11 protein-coding genes and 1 pseudogene are annotated in these 13,676 nt (G+C 70.3%); 6 read left to right on the forward strand and 6 right to left on the reverse strand.

Features of this window, described 5'->3' with window-relative positions; translation table 11 throughout:
• Nucleotides 1–406: 406 nt before the first annotated feature.
• Nucleotides 407–1,234, reverse strand: a complete 828-nt coding sequence (locus ACWDEX_RS07370) for a class I SAM-dependent methyltransferase (protein ID WP_450462259.1) — start codon at nucleotides 1,232–1,234, stop codon at nucleotides 407–409.
• A gap of 72 nt (nucleotides 1,235–1,306) precedes the next feature.
• Here ACWDEX_RS07370 and ACWDEX_RS07375 point away from each other — a divergent pair, with 72 nt between their 5' ends.
• Nucleotides 1,307–1,909 carry a TetR/AcrR family transcriptional regulator gene (locus tag ACWDEX_RS07375; protein WP_450462260.1) on the forward strand — a complete coding sequence of 201 codons (603 nt, stop codon included), beginning with the start codon at nucleotides 1,307–1,309 and terminating at the stop codon, nucleotides 1,907–1,909.
• A 143-nt stretch (nucleotides 1,910–2,052) separates the two neighbouring features.
• Here the strand turns inward: ACWDEX_RS07375 and ACWDEX_RS07380 are convergent, their stop codons facing one another.
• Nucleotides 2,053–2,709: a hypothetical protein gene (locus tag ACWDEX_RS07380; RefSeq protein ID WP_450462262.1), complete on the reverse strand. Its 657-nt coding sequence runs from the start codon at nucleotides 2,707–2,709 to the stop codon at nucleotides 2,053–2,055.
• Nucleotides 2,710–3,060: 351 nt separating this feature from the next.
• Nucleotides 3,061–4,245, reverse strand: a pseudogene (locus ACWDEX_RS07385) (SMI1/KNR4 family protein); the annotation flags it as partial.
• A gap of 237 nt (nucleotides 4,246–4,482) precedes the next feature.
• On the opposite strand from ACWDEX_RS07385, the gene ACWDEX_RS07390 reads away from it, so the two are divergent.
• Nucleotides 4,483–4,932, forward strand: a complete 450-nt coding sequence (locus ACWDEX_RS07390; protein WP_450462264.1) for a hypothetical protein — start codon at nucleotides 4,483–4,485, stop codon at nucleotides 4,930–4,932.
• An 816-nt stretch (nucleotides 4,933–5,748) separates the two neighbouring features.
• Here the strand turns inward: ACWDEX_RS07390 and ACWDEX_RS07395 are convergent.
• Nucleotides 5,749–6,945, reverse strand: a complete 1,197-nt coding sequence (locus tag ACWDEX_RS07395) for an MFS transporter (protein ID WP_450462265.1) — start codon at nucleotides 6,943–6,945, stop codon at nucleotides 5,749–5,751.
• Between the two features lie 47 nt (nucleotides 6,946–6,992).
• Here ACWDEX_RS07395 and pdxR point away from each other — a divergent pair, with 47 nt between their 5' ends.
• The 3 genes from pdxR (at nucleotide 6,993) to ACWDEX_RS07410 (ending at nucleotide 9,526) form a co-directional block, all read left to right on the forward strand.
• On the forward strand, nucleotides 6,993–8,399 hold the full coding sequence (gene pdxR, locus ACWDEX_RS07400) for a MocR-like pyridoxine biosynthesis transcription factor PdxR (RefSeq protein WP_450462266.1): 1,407 nt from the start codon (nucleotides 6,993–6,995) through the stop codon (nucleotides 8,397–8,399).
• A gap of 158 nt (nucleotides 8,400–8,557) precedes the next feature.
• Nucleotides 8,558–8,932 (forward strand): hypothetical protein, encoded by a 375-nt coding sequence (locus ACWDEX_RS07405; protein ID WP_450462267.1) that lies wholly within the window; start codon nucleotides 8,558–8,560, stop codon nucleotides 8,930–8,932.
• A 30-nt stretch (nucleotides 8,933–8,962) separates the two neighbouring features.
• Entirely contained in the window at nucleotides 8,963–9,526 is a 564-nt protein-coding gene (locus ACWDEX_RS07410) for a GNAT family N-acetyltransferase (protein ID WP_450462268.1), read from the forward strand.
• Nucleotides 9,527–9,633: 107 nt separating this feature from the next.
• On the opposite strand, the gene ACWDEX_RS07415 is transcribed toward ACWDEX_RS07410, so the two are convergent.
• Both ACWDEX_RS07415 and ACWDEX_RS07420 read right to left on the reverse strand, forming a co-directional pair.
• Entirely contained in the window at nucleotides 9,634–10,125 is a 492-nt protein-coding gene (locus ACWDEX_RS07415) for a cupin domain-containing protein (RefSeq protein WP_450462269.1), read from the reverse strand.
• A 365-nt stretch (nucleotides 10,126–10,490) separates the two neighbouring features.
• On the reverse strand, nucleotides 10,491–11,081 hold the full coding sequence (locus ACWDEX_RS07420) for a YdeI/OmpD-associated family protein (RefSeq protein WP_450462270.1): 591 nt from the start codon (nucleotides 11,079–11,081) through the stop codon (nucleotides 10,491–10,493).
• Nucleotides 11,082–11,610: 529 nt separating this feature from the next.
• Here ACWDEX_RS07420 and ACWDEX_RS07425 point away from each other — a divergent pair.
• Nucleotides 11,611–13,650 carry an ATP-binding protein gene (locus tag ACWDEX_RS07425; protein WP_450462272.1) on the forward strand — a complete coding sequence of 680 codons (2,040 nt, stop codon included), beginning with the start codon at nucleotides 11,611–11,613 and terminating at the stop codon, nucleotides 13,648–13,650.
• The last annotated feature ends 26 nt before the right edge of the window (nucleotides 13,651–13,676 follow it).

Here is a 13,676-nt window from a genome sequence, read left to right on the forward strand (position 1 = left end):
CGGGTGTCGGCCGGGTCCTGGGCGTAGACGGTGATCCGTTTGGCGACGTCGAACCCACCGTCCAGCAGGGCGCGTTGAAGGATGCCTTCGCCCCAGCACTCGGGTGCCCGGCGGGTGTGGAGGTAGAAGGCGGTCAGCCCGGGAGATTGGGGGGTGCGCCGCATCGAGCACGGAGTGAGCCGGAATGATCGGCCCCGGAGCCCTGGCTCAGGCGCCAGGTAGCTGTCAGGAGGCTTTCGCGTCGTCACGGGGCCCAAAGGTCAGACCGGAGCCCACCCGCCAGCTACTGGGAAAGGCTCACGAATTCACAGGCCTCTGACCAGGACCGACACCGAGTTCACGGACATGTTCCGAGTCCGTGCGGTTGACTCGAGATCCTCGCCGAGCTACGTCCATTTCGGATGAGTCAGGAGGTGCCGGTGCGTACTGCGGTCGTGGCGAGGGTGGTGTAGCGCATCGTGAAGCGACCACCTAGCGAGTCGATGGCGGCCCCGACCGCGTCAAGGATGTCGGCTGTCTGGTCGGGGGAGAGTTGGGTGAGGCCGCCGGTGGTGGGGAGCAACTCCAGCCATTGGTCGCGCGTATAGGGTCGCTCCCAGTCGAATCGCCACTGTTCGGGGTCGTTGAAGCGCTCGGTCTGCCGGATCGCGTCGGCGAACTTCGCGTACCCCGCTTGGTACATGTCCAGCGGGCGTCGAGCCGGCTGATTGCCGAACGGCGAGTCCGGCGCCACCCGCCGGTAGGCGGCGGCGAACGGTTCGGCCACCTCGGCGGGCGGCTCGTACACGTGCCCGAAGATCGCCAGACGCCCGTACGGACGCAGTGCCCGGGCTGCCTTGACCGCGCCGGCGACCGGATCCACCCAATGCCAGGACTGGGCCGCGATCACCGCGTCGAACGTCCGGCCGGCCGGCTGCCAGGCTTCGAATGTCGCCACTTCGACCTGTAGGCCGTGGTCTCGCGCGAACTTGGCCATCCGCTCATCCGGCTCGACGCCGAGCACGGTGCAGCCGGCGGCCTGGAACTGGCGGGCTGCGATGCCGGTACCGCAGCCCACGTCGAGCACCTCTGTCCCAGGGCTCCCGGCGGCGATCCGCGCCACCAGTGCGTCGGGATAGCCGGGTCGGGCCTGGTCGTAGCGTTGCGCGTCCGTACCGAACGACTCGGCCATCCGCCGGGCCTTGTGCAGCTCGGCGCGGGAAGGTTCTGAGTGCTCTCGCGATAAGGTGGGCATGCGCCCACTTTAGTGGGCACATGCCCACTGGGCAATGAATGCCAGCAGGTTGACGCACGAGAGGATCTGTGAGTGCCGACTGGGGTGCACCTTCGTGACGCGCGACAGCAGTTGTTCGACGCCGCCGAACGCGTGCTGCTGCGGGACGGGCCGGACGCGCTGACCAGCCGGGCCGTCACCGAGGAGGCGGGCTGCGCCAAAGGCGTCCTGCACCGACACTTCAGCGACTTCGACGCCTTCCTCACCGACCTCGTGCTCGACCGAGCCGCGCAGCTCGAGGCGCAGGCGAGTGCGCTGCGCGAGTCCGCCGGCACCGGCACGGTGGCCGACAACCTCACCACCGCGCTGACCACCTTGTTCGGACCGGTTCCGGTGGCGATCATCCCGCTCGTCACCTTCCGGGACGAGCTGCGCGCACGGCTGCGACAGGCCACGCTCGGAGGCGGCATCGCGATCCTCGCCCAGGCTACGACCGCGATCTCCGCCTACCTGGCCGACGAGCGCGAACTGGGCCGCATCGCGGCCGACGCTGACATCGACTCGCTGGCTCTCTCCCTGGTCGGTGGCGGACATCTCCTGTTCGCAGGCCGCGACCCCGGTCCGCCGACCAAGGCAACCGTCAACAAGCTCGTGACAACGGTGCTCGCCGACGTTGTGCAACGGCGTCCACGCTGACGGTCTTTGCGGACGAGGGTCTCTGCGTCCTGGGGCGTCGAAGGCAAGGGTGGTGCGTACTCGCCCAGAGGTGGGAGAGCCTCGGATTCCCGGGCGTCAGAACCCCAGTCGACGTCGCGGGCGCCTCCGAGCCGGTGGCCCTGTCAGGTTTGCTGCCCGTCTGTGGAACCCATGGGGTAGTGCTCCCGGATCAAACGGTTCAGGCGTTCCCGGGCACTGTCCAGTTGGGCGGCTGTATCGGCTGCCTCCCGAATCAGGCAATCCAGGTGGGGAAGGAGAATACCTTCCTGAAGGGCTTTGTTGATTTCGTCTCGACGACTCAGCATCCAAGAGGCCCGGGCGTCCACCGCGCTCTCGAACTCATCGAGCAGATCGGCGCAGTAGAGGCGCATCAGGCCAAGCAGCGTGCGACGGGCCGCCTGACGACGCTTCGCGGGGCTCCAGCGCTGAGCCAGCGGAGCCGACGGGCGCATGATCTCCTCGATATCGCGCTGCGCCGCTTCGACGTATCCGGCCTTCAAGGGGATCTTGAGGAGCGGTACACGCACTGGTGTGCCGGCGTTGTTCGGTCCAGAGATGAGACGTGTGGCGCGGCTTGTGAGGTGGTGGGTTTCGAGGTGCTCAAGGGCCTCGCTGGTGTTGCTCGCGGCCTGGCACCATTCGTGCAGGATTTCGTGCAGCTCCATCAAGGCTTCGTGCATGTTCGGCCATGCCGGTGTGCCGTTGGCGCTGCCCGAGACTTTCTGCAGCAGGCTGCCGGCTGCCTTGGCGACGGCTGTCGCCTCAGGACCTACCGGCATTCGGGACCCCCGCCTGGTGCGCTCAAGTACCGTTACATTAAGCCAACTTCAGAGCGTGAGAGGGCGAATGGCTGAAGTCGAGCTGTGCCGATCAGGCTGCGTCGTAGTGGTGCGCGCGCCAGCCGCGCCACGTCACCCACACCGGGTCGTCGAGAGCGGTCTGGGCACCTCTGCCAACCTGCGCGCGCTGTTGCGCCGTGAGACGGGCATCACTCCATCGGCGTACAAACGACGGTTCGGGCCGAGGTGAACTGACGAGCAGGAGCGTCCACCCATGCCAGCCACCTGAATGATCACGCGACCGAGTCGGCTGAGTCGAACCCACGCTCACCATGCCTCGGTGCCTCACGTCTGCCCGCCCCTTGGCGTGGACAGCAACTCGCGGCCCCGCTCCGGGGTCAGCAGCGGCCCGAGCACCGGGTCGGCCAGCCATCCCAGCGGCGCCAGGTGGTCCGGTCCCAGCGGCTGCCACAGAGGCACGGCGTTCCTCAGCGTCCGCCATGCCCCGTCTGTGTCTCCCCTCCGCGCCAGCTCCCGCGCCCGCTCGACTGCCTCCCCGAACGGTCCGGTCGCCGTGTACTGGTAGGTGCCGTTCCTCACCTGATCCAGCGTCGCGTACGCAAGAGCCACCAAGTCGTCGTCGGCCCCGCGCAGATGGAACGTCAGCGTGGAATCGTCCCGGTACGAGTGCGCCGCGTGCTCGGCGACCAGCGGTGGCAGCAGCTCGGGCGCGTACCGCTGGTCCGTCACCAGTCCGTCGAAGTACACCATGTGGGTGTGTCCGAGCAGGCGGCGTATCTGGTCGCCCAGCCCGGCGGCCCGCGGTCTGCTGTACTCCTTGGCCTCGTCGAGCGCCTTCATGGCCCGTTCCCAGCCGCCGCGCAGCGCCTCCAGTCGGGCCTCCTCCACCTGGGCGTCCAGCTTTCGCGTCGTGTCGTTGACGAACGCCGGCTCCCCGTCGCCCTGGCGCGCCCGCAGGCTGTGGAACTCCCGGTACATGTCCCGCATGAACTCGAGGAAGTTCGCGTGACGCTCGGGTGGCGCGGCCCGCCAGCTCGCCCAGGTGTAGACGGCCCACTCGCCGTCCTCGTCCACGTCCTCGGGGTCCATGAGGACGTAGGTGTTGTCGGACTCCACGTCGAGCTGCAGCCCGCGCCGCCAGATGTCCGCCTCCCGCCACTCCTCGGGCCCGGCGTCCTCGTCCAGGTCCTCCTCGAACATGTCGGCGAGTCCCGACGAGTCGTTGTGCCAGCGTGCGTCCTCGGTCCCCGCCAGCAGCCACACGAACCCGCCCGCGTGCCGCCACCCGTCGCTGACCTGGAGGAACTCCCGGTACGACGGGGGTATCCGGCGGCCGAGACGCTCCTCCATGGCTGCGATCCGCTCTTCGGACGCGGGCGGGAACCCAAGCCACCGCGCCTGCTGGGCGGTCTCATCGTCCTCGTTCCGCGTCTCGTCGTCCGGCAGGGAATCTGCCCACTCCCCGCTCCACCGGAGCAGGAAGGACCGCCAGTCGAATGCCGTGGTGTCCGTCATGCACCCGATGCTGCCACCCACCACTGACAGCGCTCCGTTACCTTGCTGCCGCCAACGGGACCTTCTCTTACGCGACCGGCACGGCAGGCTGCGCCGACCTGTTTTGTCGACGGGCGGCCACGTCGGCAGAGCCAGGAACCCGCCTCGGCGTACCGGTCGTTGCCCTCCGCCGTGCAGGGGAGGTGGAGAGCGACTGGTAGAGCCGACCTCTCACATGCCTGTCATAGGGTTGCGGACATGTCATCGCAGTCGCAGTACGGGACTCAGGCCCCGTCGGCATCGCCCGCGCCCAAAGTGTCCCGCCGTCCGGGAGTCATCCCGGTTGCCACACTGGTGACGGGCCTCCTGGTCGGCGGGGGTGCCGTGGGTGCGGCGTGGGCTCTGAGCGATGACGGCCGGGCCACCACCGCGTCCGCCCCGGCGGACGACGCACGCGACGCATGCCGCGCCCTCCGTGGATTCGACGAGTCGAAGTACGCCGCGAAGGGGCCGGAGGGCGACATCGCGATGAACCGATTCGCCGCGGCTGGTGCGCTCTCCGCGTCGGCGGCCGCCGGTGACAAGCGGTACAAACCGCTCGCCGAAGCCATCCGGCGAGCGCAGGCGCTCCATGCGCAGACCTTCGACTTCGGCAAGAAAGTGAAGCAGGAACTCACAAAGGCACGGGAAACCTGCGACGACCTCTGAAGAGGACGTCAGGCATCAGCGGCCAGGGCCGGTCTGCTGAGGCGCACCGACCGGGGCGCCGGGTCGTACATGGCGGTGCGCTCCGTACTCGACCTGCTTGTGCGGTGGCGCGCTATCGATGGGCGGCACGGCCGCTGGGACTGCGGCGGCTTCACCACCGGAGTGATTTAACGATTCCAGGCGAGTGATGACGTGTTGTCAGTAATGACCTGCCGCCGAGACCCTTGATCCACTCATAGGGATACGTGCCCGTCTGGCTGATATGTCGGAAAGACAGGGGCGTTCAGGTACCTCGGTAACCATCACCCTGGAGGGCTCAATGAAGACACGGCGAGGCTGGAGGGGGGCAGGCCGATGGGTGGCAGTCACCGCAGCAGCGGCGGCACTGGCCGGAACGGCATCGGCGACCGCGACAGCTGACCAGACACGAGGCCGCCACTGGCACTACTCCTGCAGGATGCTGGACATCCTGCCCTCCGCAGTAGGAGGGCGCTTCGTCAGCGCGGTAGGACGAGACTGCAGGGCCTTCGACGGAGCGCCCCGAGAAGGGCGCATCTTCCGCGAGTTCCTCATCGAGAGCCGCTGGCGCGCCGTGCTCTGCGACCGGCGCCCACCCATGTCCCCGCCACGGTTCTACGGCATCGCGGAACTCCGGGAGGGGGTCGTAGGCCTGGCCTGTCGCCGCGTGAAGTAACCGATTGCTACGGAGCGGCGAGCGGAGCGTCACGGCAGCAGGGGCGTAGTCCGCTCGCCGGTCTTCACGCAGACCACGGCTGACGGCGATCCACCACCCCGCACCGCGGCCCGCCGCCCTGATCAGCGGTCACGCCACGCCGGGGCCAGGGCGACGAGCATCGCGGCGGCGGTGAGCGCGAAGGCGGCCGGGTAGCCGGTGAGGGCCGCCGCCGCGCCGAAGCCGACCGCGCCCAGGCCCATCCCGCCGTCATAGGCGAGATTCCACAGCGCGCTGACCGTCCCGTACCCGGACTCCGGCACCCGGGCGTACATCAGCGTCAGCGTCGCGTTCTGTGTCACCCCGAAGCCGGTCCCGAACAGCGCGACCCCGGCCAGCACCGCCACCGGGCTGCTTGTCACCGCCGTCACCAGCAGGCCGGCGGATGACGCCACCAGGCCGGGCAGCACCAGGCGGGCCGGGCCGTGACGGTCGCCGAGCCGTCCGGCGAACCAGCGGGCCACGGTGGCCGTCGCGGGCTGGGCGAAGAGCGCGGCCGCCACCAGCCCGGACATCGACGCGGGCACGGCGACCGGCAGGAACGTCACGATGATCCCAGCGCCCAGCGCGGTCGTCGCGAATACCGCGGTGGGGCGGACCAGGCCCCCGTTGCGCAGCCCCGCGACGACCCCGGCGTCCCGGCCCGCGGCCCGTTTCCGGCCGGGCAGCCCCGGCACCACCACGACCGCGGCCAGGGCCACCACCCCGCCGGCCACGCACACCGGGGTGAACCCCACGTGCGTGGCCAGCCACACGCCCAGCGGCAGGCCCACCAGGGACGGCACGCCCGACACGATCCCGGCCAGCGCCAGCCCCTCACCGCGCCGCTCGGCCGGGATCAGAGAGGCCGTCAGAGCGCCGCCGGCAACGACGGTGAGCGCGAAGCCCAGCCCGCGCAGCACGCACACCGCAGCGATCCACGCCATGCCGTGCCCGACAGTCAGCACCAGCGCGGGCGCACCGAGCAGGACCAGCCCCGCGGCCAGTGCCACCCGGTAGCCGTACCGCGCGACCAGGCGCGGGGTGACCAGTTCGCCGCCGACTGTGGCGAGCATCAACGCGCCCGTGGTCAGGCCGGCGTCGCCGCCGCTGCGCTGGGCGTACAGCGGCACCACCGACAGGAGCAGGAAGAAGCTCGCGGAGGCGCCGATCACCGTCAGGAAGCGCAGCAGCAACTGCCGTGTCAGCAGCGGCGGACGGGCAGACGCGGCAGGATTGTCCGGGAAGCGTGCGGTGCCCTCGGCCGCGGTGGCGTACGGGCAGTTGGGTGGCTTGGTCATGCCGTCGACGCTAGAGGTCGGCCGGCCCCCCGATAAGCTCCATTTCCATGCCGCTGGAGTGGTCCGGTCTGTCGCCGGAACTGTTGCTCAACCTGGACCGGGAGAGTGCGGAAGGGCTGCGCGCGCAACTGGAACGCCAGATCAGGGACGCCATCAGGGCCGGCCGTCTCGAGGTCGGCGAGCGGTTGCCGTCCTCCCGCGAACTCGCCCGCTGGATCGGGGTGTCCCGCGGCCTGGTCCAGGACTGCTACGCCCAGTTGCAGGCCGAGGGTTACCTCGCCACCCGGGTCGGCGCGGCCACCACCGTCGCGGCCCGCGCCTGCCCGCCGCCCGCGCCGACACCCGCACCGACACCCGCGCCGCGGCTCATCGTCGATTTCCGGTCCGGTGTCCCCGACCTCGGATCCTTCCCGCTGGCCGACTGGCTGTGGGCGATGCGCGAGGCCGGCCACGCCCTGCCGAGCGGTGCACTCGACTACGGCGAGCCGTGTGGTGCGTCCGCGCTGCGCGAGGTGGTCGCCGGATACCAGCGGCGGGTGCGGGCCGCCGCCGCCGACCCCGAGCGGACCGTCATCTGCTCCGGTTACGCCCAGGGCTTGACCCTGGTTCTGCGCGCGCTGGCCGCCCACGGCGTTCGCACCCTCGCCTACGAGGACCCGGGCGCGCCCCGAGCGACCTCCCTGGCCGCCGCGCACGCCGGGATGACCGCCGTGCCGGTGCCCGTCGACGAGGACGGCATCGACGTCCGGGCGCTGGAGGCGACCCGTGCCCGGGCGGTCCTCGTCACGCCGGCGCACCAGTGGCCGACCGGAGTCGTCATGGCCGCCGAGCGGCGGCGCGCGCTGATCGCCTGGGCGCAGCGCCGTGACGCCTTCGTCATCGAGGACGACTACGACGCCGAGTTCCGCTACGACCGTGAGCCGGTCGGCTCACTGCAGGGCCTCGCCGCCGACCGCGTCGTGGCCATCGGCACCGTGAGCAAGTCCCTCGCGCCCGCACTCCGGTTGGGCTGGCTGCTGTGCCCGCCGGCCCTGGTCGAGTCCGTCGTCGCGTTCAAGGCGTCGGACGACCGCGGGTCACCCACCCTGGACCAGGTCGCGCTCGCCCGGCTGATCGCGTCCGGGCGCTACGACCGTCACCTGCGGCGCATGCGGACGGTGTACGCGGCCCGGCGCGCCACCCTGGTAGAGGCCCTCGCGGCGCATGCCCCCGGCGTACGGCTCACCGGCCTCGCCGCCGGCTTCCACGCCGTGGCCCACCTCGGCGCGGGCTGCGACGAGGAGCAGGTCGTGGCCGCGGCCCGCGCTCGGCGGATCGGCCTGTACGGGATGGCGGCCAACCGCTCGGCGCCGGACGGTACTGGCGGGGCTCGGCTCGTGTTGGGCTTCGGCAATGTGAGCGAGCGCGCTGTCGCGGAGGGCATTGCCGCTGTGGGCGACCTGCTGGACGGCTGAAGTCGACAACTCGCGCGGAATCAATTTCTGGACTTCGAAGAGGTTCTGCGGGACGTCACCGTGTTCTCGCGGACCGCCGGTGGTCAGCTTGCTGTGGCACCCTGCCGCGTGACCTTGCCGTCGGGCCTGGCCTCTTCCGTATGACGCTCCCGCGGCGAATGGGCCGCGCGCCGCTCGGCGGCCGCTTCGGCGCTGAGGTCCTGGAGCTGCTCGCCCGCCTCGATGGCCGCATGCGTCGGACTGGGTGTCCAACCACCCGCGACGTCACCGACGACTGGTCACCGATCTACGACCGCACCGACCTGAACGGTTTCTACGTGGCCATGGGCACGAGCGGCAACCAGTTCAAGAACGCCCCCCTGGCCGGGCGGTTCCTCGCCACCTTGGTGGACCGCATCGAAGCCGGCCACGACCATGACCGCGATCCGCTGCGATACGCCGGTGAACACACCGGCAATGTCATCAACCTGGCGGCGTTCTCCCGTAAACGCCACGTGGCCGAGGGCGCCGGCTCCCGGACCGTCATGGGTTGACGTCGCTGGTTCCGACCCTCCGCTCGACGAATGGGCGATCAGCTGGGCGCAGGGTCTCTGTGCGAAGATCGCGAGGTGAACGCTCTACGCTTCCGTCTCGCCGTCGGCGCCGACCTTCTTGCTGTCGTCCGTCTGCGCGACGACGCTGCCCGTTGGATGCTTGCCCAGGGCGTCACAGGTCAGTGGCGGCCTGGTGAGCTGGGCGTGGATCACTTCCGCCGGATCATGGAGGACGGGGAGGTGTGGCTCGCCGAGGCTGCCGATCGTGTGGCCGGGGCCTGGGAGTTGTGGTGGGAGGACGAGGAGGCCTGGGGGCCGCAACCGCCGACGGCGGGTTATGTGCACCGGTTGATGGTGGACCACGACAGCGTCCCGCCCGGGGCGGGGCGGCAGCTTCTGCGAGTCGCGGAGCGCCGCGTGGCCGAGGCGGGCCGACCGTTGGTGCGTCTGGACTGCCTGGCCGACAACGCACCCCTGAACGCGTACTACCTCAACGCCGGCTATCAGGTTGTCGGACGTAAGGAGGGCAAGCCGCAGCCGGGCGGTACGCCCAAGTCGTTCACGCTCCTCGAAAAGTGCGTGGTCAGCCTCTGACAGCGCGGTTTCCGGCGGCCGCACGCGGGCCTCGGCGCGGCGGCGACTTCGGACCGGTCCTGGCGCGAAGCCCGGACCGCCCGAGTCCTTGAACGTCACCTCTCTGCTCAGACCATGTACTGGTCGTGGCGGTGGAAGAGGTCGGTCCACTCCTCATCGCTGAGTTGCCGTCCGCCCGCCACGATCTCCGCCAGTTCCTCGAAGTAGGCCTCGCGCGGGGCTCCGGGGGCGAACAGCACCAGCGTCGAGGCGGGCCCCTCAGGGTTGTTGAAGGCGTGGATCCCGCCCGGCGGGACGAACAGGAAGTCTCCTGGTGTGGCGTTGACCCAGCGGTCGCCGTCGTAGAGTCCGACGGTGCCGGACAGGACGAAGAACGACTCCGACATCGTCCTGTGGAAGTGCGCGCTCGGGCCGCTGCCGGGCTCCTCTCCCATGTCCCATCGGTAGAGTCCGTACTGCCCGCCGGTGGATTGACCGGTGGCCAGGTAGTGCACCCGCGAGCGGCTGCCGATCTCCAGGTCAGGCGGGGAGTTGCCCTTCCACAAGCTGGCGCTGACCTCGCCCTTGTCCCCGTGGAAGAGTTCCTTCGGGTATGACATGCCGGTCTCCTTGTCGTTCGCTCCTACTGGCTGCCGGGCCGCGTGCGCGTGACGCCGTTCCCGCCATGGTGATGAGAGCCCGCCTTCAAGCGGGTGGTGAACCCGTCAGGGCCGCCGCGGGGAAACCGGTGACCTTGAAGGTGAGATGGCAGTTCTGTCGTGGCGTGGTCGTGGTGAAGTGAGAGACGGCTGGTCGTCCGCATCCAGGAACGTATCGCACAGGTGCTCGTCGCGCTGCCGATTGTGGGTGTGGAGGCTCTTGGTCCGGATCGAGCGCCGAGCGCTGCGGCGCGACGGGTCTCGCCGTCCGGTTGCGCGCCGCCCTCGGGCTCCTTGAACTGGTGGTGGTCGTGGGACCGAGTCGCTCAGCGGTGGATCTTCTTCTGTTCGGCGAGCATCCCCACGAACTTCTCGATCCGGGCGGCTCGGGTCTCCGGCTTCTTCGCGTCCTGGATGCGGTAGAGGATCGCGTACCGGTTGCGGCTGTCGAGCGTGGCGAAGAAGTCGCGGGCCTTGGGATCACGGTCCAGGGCTGCCTGAAGATCCTCCGGTACCGACGCGGTGCTCTGACTGTCGTACGCGGCATCCCAACGACCGTCCGCCTTGGCCTGCTCCACCTCGCGCAGGCCGGCGGCGTGCATGAGTCCCCGCTCGATGAGTTGTGTGGCCTTCTGCCGGTTCACCTTCGACCATTTGCTGCCCGGCCGCCGCGGAGTGAAGCGCTGGAGCCAGTACTGCCCGTCCAGCTTCTTCTTCTGCCCGTCGATCCAGCCGTAACGCAGCGCCGATTCCAGCGCATCGGCGTAGCCGACGCCGGCCAGACCGGAGTCCTTCTTGGCGATCTTCAGCCAGACGCCCGCGGACGAGGCGTGGTTCTCGTCCAGCCACACCGCCCACGCCTCCTGTGTGGCGAAGGCGACGACCGGATTCTCCGGATTCCCAGATCCCTGAGGCATGAGCCTCATCCAAAACCACGACACTGCCGCGGTCAACGGCGGCCGGGACCGCTCCGTCCGAGCCGTGGTGGCATGAGGTGGCGATCGACGCGGAGGCGGCCGACCCCGCGCTCGAGGCGCCGTCGACACGCCGGGGAGTCAGAAGGGCCGCTGAAGGCATGGCAGGCCGACTTCGGTGCGGCTCAAGAACGACGTCAACGGCCAGAGGCCGTAGAGCTTCTCGCGCCTCGCCTTGCGTATATGACCACCTTTGGCCAGTTCTGGTTGGTTCAGGGGTGAATGGGAGCGCATCTGTGACGGGGGTATCGGTCTGCCGTACGACGCCTCCTACCAGAGCGGGACGCTCACCAGGGGAATTGTCAACGACCCACCGCACCCGCTCGGTTGACGACTACTCTGAGTGCCTGTCAGTCGACGCAGAGTCGGATTGCTCGGCTCTCTCGACCGGCGCCGCGATGGCGCATGCCCCGGAGTCGCGCAGACCTGCGGGAGCTCCCACGCACCCGACGCACCCAGTACAAGGACACCGATGTCTCACCTTCGCGCACCGGCCGCACGCGCAGACCGCCATGAGGGCGGGCGGCACGGGCGGCGGGTCGCCCACACCCTCCCCTCGCTGCCCGAGACGCGCATAAAGCCCCGACTGCTGCGCCTGGCGATCCTGCCGCCCCTCGCGGTGGCCCTCAGTGGCTGCGCCACCGTGCTGTACACCGTCCGTTCCACCGGCGTACGCCCCGCCCCCACGCTGTGGGCCGTGCTCGCGGGCATCCTCGGGGTGACCTTGGTGGGCGTCGCGATCGCCGCTCTGGCCGCAGGCCGCGCCGCCCGGGCCGTGGCCGAACGCCTCGACGCGCTGCGCGGCGCCAGTGCCCGCGGCGAGGCCGAACTACGCACCCTCGTGGAGACGCTCCGCCACGGGGAGGCGCCGCCCGTACGCAAGCCGCGCGGCAAACCCGCCGCGGACGCCGACGACTTCGAACTGCTCGCCGCCGAGCTGTCCCGCGCCCACGACGGCGCTGTCGCCGCCGTTGTCCAGGCCGCGCAGCTCTCCAGCCAGACGGGCAACGAACAGAAGCTGGAGGTCTTCGCCAACCTCGCGCGGCGCCTTCAGTCGCTCGTACACCAGGAGATCTCGATACTCGACAAGCTGGAGCACGAGATCGAGGACCCCGAGTTGCTCGAGGGCCTCTTCCACGTCGACCACCTGGCCACCCGCATCCGGCGCCACGCCGAGAACCTCGCCGTGCTCGGCGGCGCCGCCCCGCGCCGCCGGTGGAGCGACCCCGTCCCCATGACCGAGGTGCTGCGCTCCGCGATCGCCGAAATCGAGCAGTACGCGCGGGTCGATCTGGTGCCGCCGATCGAGGGCACCCTGCGCGGGCACGCCGTCACCGACGTCATTCACCTGCTGGCCGAACTCGTCGAGAACGCCACGGTGTTCTCCGCGCCGCACACCCAGGTGCTGCTGCGCGCGAGCCTCGTCACCTCCGGGCTCGCCATCGAGGTCGAGGACCGCGGGCCCGGCCTGCCGTCCGACGAACAGAACAGGATGAACGCACTGCTCGCCGCCCCCGATCAGATCAACGACGCCGAGCTGCTGGCGGACGGCCGCATCGGACTGTTCGTGGTCTCCCAGCTCGCCCGGCGGCATGACATCCACGTCCGGCTGCAGACCAACATCTACGGCGGGATCCAGGCAGTACTCGTCGTGCCGCAGGGCCTGCTCGGGGCCGCAGCACTCGGCACGTCCGGGTCCATGACTCCGGTAGCGCCACAGGGCAGGACGGCCGAGGGAACGGGGCCGCTCGGGGCGCCGGTCGCGACGGGTGTTCAGGGGACGGAGGCCACCGACGCCCACGCCGTGACCCGGCCGTCGGAAGGCCCCTCGCCCGTACACCTTTCGCCGTCCGCGTCCGAACACCCCGATCCCAAGCCGCTCGAACCCCAGCCCACCGGTTCGTGGCAGTCGCCGCGTGAGCACATCCCGGCCGCTCGCCATCGGTCCCCGCTGCCGCTGCGCGACACCGACGGCCTACGGTCCGGCGCCATCGAGACGCCGCCCGCCGTCCACGCCGACGACGAACCGGTCACCGTGCGGAACGCGATCGGGCCGCCGCTGCCGCCGAGCGGCACCGTGCCCGACCCCTCGGGCAAGCCCCGGCTGCCCCGGCGCCGCGCCCATGAGTACATCGCACCCCAGCTCCGGGACGGCTCCGCACCGCTCCTCCGTCAGGAAACCGATCAGTACGTCGGCCATGACGCCGATCAGTACATCGGCCATGATCCTGGCCTGATGGCCGCCTTCCAGCGGGGCTTCGGCCTCGCGGAGGCGCGGCAGCAGCCGGAGCCCGGCCCCACCGGGGTGGGCACCCACACGGAACCCGCCGCCCCGGCCCCCGGCGCCCCCGTCGACGACCGGCGCCCCGGCGCGGCGCTCCCCGACGACGCACCGGCGCCCCTCCTCGGCCTCCCGCCCGGAGACTCGGCGCACAGGGTCGAAGCGCGCGCCCGGCACACGTACGACCACGACCTGACCGCCAGGCACGACGGGGGCGCGTCGGCCGGATGACCACCCCGACCCCCACCCCGCCCACT

The organism is Streptomyces sp. NPDC001020, from assembly GCF_053599115.1.